Annotated in this window: 2 protein-coding genes and 1 pseudogene; 2 read left to right on the forward strand and 1 reads right to left on the reverse strand. The window is 38.3% G+C overall.

Going from position 1 to position 3,450, the window contains the following annotated elements; all coding sequences use genetic code 11:
• Positions 1–1,011: 1,011 nt before the first annotated feature.
• Entirely contained in the window at positions 1,012–1,407 is a 396-nt protein-coding gene (locus L2703_RS18825) for a GFA family protein (protein WP_248972558.1), read from the forward strand.
• Positions 1,408–1,497: 90 nt separating this feature from the next.
• Positions 1,498–2,400, forward strand: a complete 903-nt coding sequence (locus L2703_RS18830) for a DUF2971 domain-containing protein (RefSeq protein ID WP_248972559.1) — start codon at positions 1,498–1,500, stop codon at positions 2,398–2,400.
• Between the two features lie 506 nt (positions 2,401–2,906).
• Here the strand turns inward: L2703_RS18830 and L2703_RS18835 are convergent.
• Positions 2,907–3,450 (reverse strand): annotated as a pseudogene (locus L2703_RS18835) (IS110-like element ISShfr7 family transposase); the annotation flags it as partial.

Consider the following 3,450-nt stretch of genomic DNA (forward strand, 5'->3'; position numbering starts at 1 on the left):
TCATTCCGGCAATGCTTTTGAGCCGGAATCCAGGTGTTTGCTTTTGTTGTTTGGTTGTTTTGTACTCATGGCCTGCGGCCACTAACGTCGTGGCGCTTCGCCCACACCAGACCAAGAGGAAACCAACGGCTGTTCCCTCTTTACTCTTTATAAAAGAATTGGCCCAGCCGCCACATCAAAATTATCATTCTTGTTACTAAACGAGAGCTGCTATAATTTCGCGATGTGGAACAATCCAGCTTTTGACTGCATTTGAAACCTGCTTCGGACTTATTCGAAAATGCTAACGCTTCCGATGGTACATCCTGTACCGCGAAAGCTAAGCTCACATCCATGTGAGCTTCACGCTATTTTCTTCAACGTCCTCAAGTTCTGAGTTGAATCACACCAATTGCGAGCAAGGTATGCAAATCATTTATGCCCCCAAGCCTGTTACCTTTTAATGAGTAAGTTGTCCATTGGCAGGTGATTTTAAGTGTATTCAGCGTGTGCTATCTCATTATTACGATTTAGATGTATTCATTTACTATTGAAAACAGTAAAACTACGTTACTAAATCTGTACTCTCAGAAACATACATGCTGACTTTGTTTGTTGATAAATATTTACTGGAAGTATTGAGTAGGCTTTTCGATAAAGACCATTATTTACTGGTTAGATTGTGCTTAACCGAATGGACTGATTTTTTCTACAGGTTTAAATAGATTTCACTTAATTAAAATCAACCAATTTCATGAAGCATGCCAAAAGTTCATGAAGTAAGCCTAAAGTTGTAATGTGGATTTATTTCGAAAAGTATAATTGATTGATAATATTGCAAATAAATTTCACCGCTTGTTTTTTGAACGACATTAACGCGCAACCTCGTTTTGTTTTGGGAGGTTGAGAGTGTTTTATCACTTTACATCAAAGACATAGAGAATGTAGGATGATTTAAATCAATAACTTGAACCGCCGACTTTATCGGGCGAGCCGTTCAATAAGCTGTTATGAAGCAAAGGAGTCCCATTAATGATCAAGACCGTCGGAGATACTCAAATACAAGAGAAGCACTTAGCTTCATGCCATTGTGGATCAGTCAAACTCGAGTTATCGCTTCCAAATGGAATTGAGAAACCTAGACGTTGCGATTGTTCTATTTGTAGACGTAAAGGTGCAATAGTGGCTTCTGTCGCTTTGGATGGGATTCGAATCATTGAGGGAGCAGATATTTTAAAACTCTATCAATTTAATACTAAAACTGCGAAGCATTATTTCTGCTCTAATTGTGGCATCTATACGCACCATCAGCGTAGGTCTAGTCCAAATGAATATGGTTTTAATGTTGGGTGCCTTGAAGGTGTCAACCCATTTGATTTGGGTGATGTAGTTACCAATGATGGTATAAATCACCCAGCCGATAGGTAAGCTTCATAACAAGTCAATTTAAACGGAACAAAAACAGTTGGCTATTGTTTGTTCCTCACAACGTTATAGCCAACAATTTTAGTCCGTTTAATGTGGGCGTTATATTTACCTCAAATTGGAGCATTTCAATTGGCAAAAGTTAAAGTTGGTAAAAGTGTAAGTCTTGATACACCTTTATGGAGATATATGTCATTGGATAAACTGATTAGTTTACTCGAAGATAATATTTTATATTTTACTCCTCTAGACACATATCGAAATTCAGACCCTTTTGAAGGTTATATGCCAAAAGTGGCTTTTGAAGCTTTTGCTGAAATATTTGGCTCTCAAGTAAAGGAGCTAGACAAAGCACATGAGCAACTTAAAGCGAGGGCTGGTAAAAATGCAGATCAACTCGCGGAGTTGTCGAAGATGAAAGATGGAATTTTAGCCTTAAGTGAGTCAACCAAACATACATATAAAACTATTAGTAAAGGAATAACTGTAAATTGCTGGCACGCTAATAAATCTGAATCAGAAGCTATGTGGAAATTATATTCAGATAATGGCAAAGGGATTGCAGTAAAAACAAGTGTCTCGTCACTTGTAAAGTCAATCGAACACTTTCAGCAAGATATATTAGTTCAACTTGGTGCAGTTAAATATTTAGACTTTAACGATGATCAACTTAGCCCCAAAGATTGTGTTACTGATGGAAATCTATCACCGCTGTTGAAACGAAGCTCTTTCAGTCATGAAAATGAAGCTAGATTGTTCACTGTACCAAAAATTGACACTTCAAATGTGAATGATTTCAAGTCTAAGCCAGAGTTTATTAAAACACTTGCATTAGATTTAATTGAAGAAGTTTATATTTCTCCTTTTGCTGGCGAGCCTTTTGTTTCTAGTGTAAAAGCAATATGTAAAAAGTATTCCATTCCTCATGAGACAGTAAAAGAGTCCAAATTATTGGAAGGGCATGAAGAGCTTTTGGATAGCATTAGTCAATGGTAAATATAACACATATGAGCCTTCCGCCAGTCAATAGGCGAGCCTAACTTATTTGACTGCTTTTGCAGTCAAATTAAAATCAATCAACAAATACATCTACTTCGTCTGTCATTTAGCTGTCAAATCATCGTTTACAGCAAACACATATAGAGGCTCTCTTAGTGCGATCTTATCGCTGCCTGACGCTTTTCATTCCTTTGAAATGTCAGGGGCACTAGACATTTATCGGTTAACCCTAAGATGGCGCTATTCAAGTCAGAGGTGCTTTATGCACAGTTAGTTTCAGGCTCATTTAGGGTGTAAACGACTTTGTTGATTGTACTTATTAATGCGCGCCAATAAGGTGTCATTCTTTATAAAGTCAAGTGCAGGCGATGTAGCTTAAATAGCATTTGGCATAGTGATGATGGTGAGAAGTCATTGCTTCATTAGCCACATCATCCACGGTCATGCTCGCTTCTCTTTTTAAGAGTATCTAGTTAGACGTTCAGCTCACCTTATTGCGCGACTTATCCTTTTAAGAATCGTTGTTCATCAAACACCGTTTTGTTCTTCAGCATGAAATAGACGCAGCGGCCAAGCTTATGTGCCAGTGCAGACAACGCTTTTGCTTTACTCATTCGTTTTTGTAATCGATTAAGGTAGTTACGTGCTTTGTCATTGCCTCGCAGGTACAGCACCGCTGCTTCTGAGAATGCCCATTTCAAATGAGCATTACCGATTTTATTGCCATTGGTGCCATAGGTTTTACCCGCTGATTCTGCTTTGCATTTGACCAATCGAGAGTATGAAGCAAACTTTTGTACTGATTCAAATCGGCTGATATCACCGATTTCATAGAGGATTGTCAGTGACAAAATCTTGCCAATACCTGGTACTGTTTTCAGTAATTCTAAATAGACGGGATTATGGTTTTTGGCCTGTTTTTCAATGAACCATTCGACCTGTGCGAGTTCCTTTGCATAACAATCAAGTAGTGCCATGTCTAAATCAATGTTGCGTTGGACGATAGGGTCTTGATATTGCTCGCGAAGCTTTTGTCTTGCAGAGATG

It is taken from the genome of Shewanella basaltis, assembly GCF_023283885.1.
Taxonomy (GTDB): domain Bacteria; phylum Pseudomonadota; class Gammaproteobacteria; order Enterobacterales; family Shewanellaceae; genus Shewanella; species Shewanella basaltis.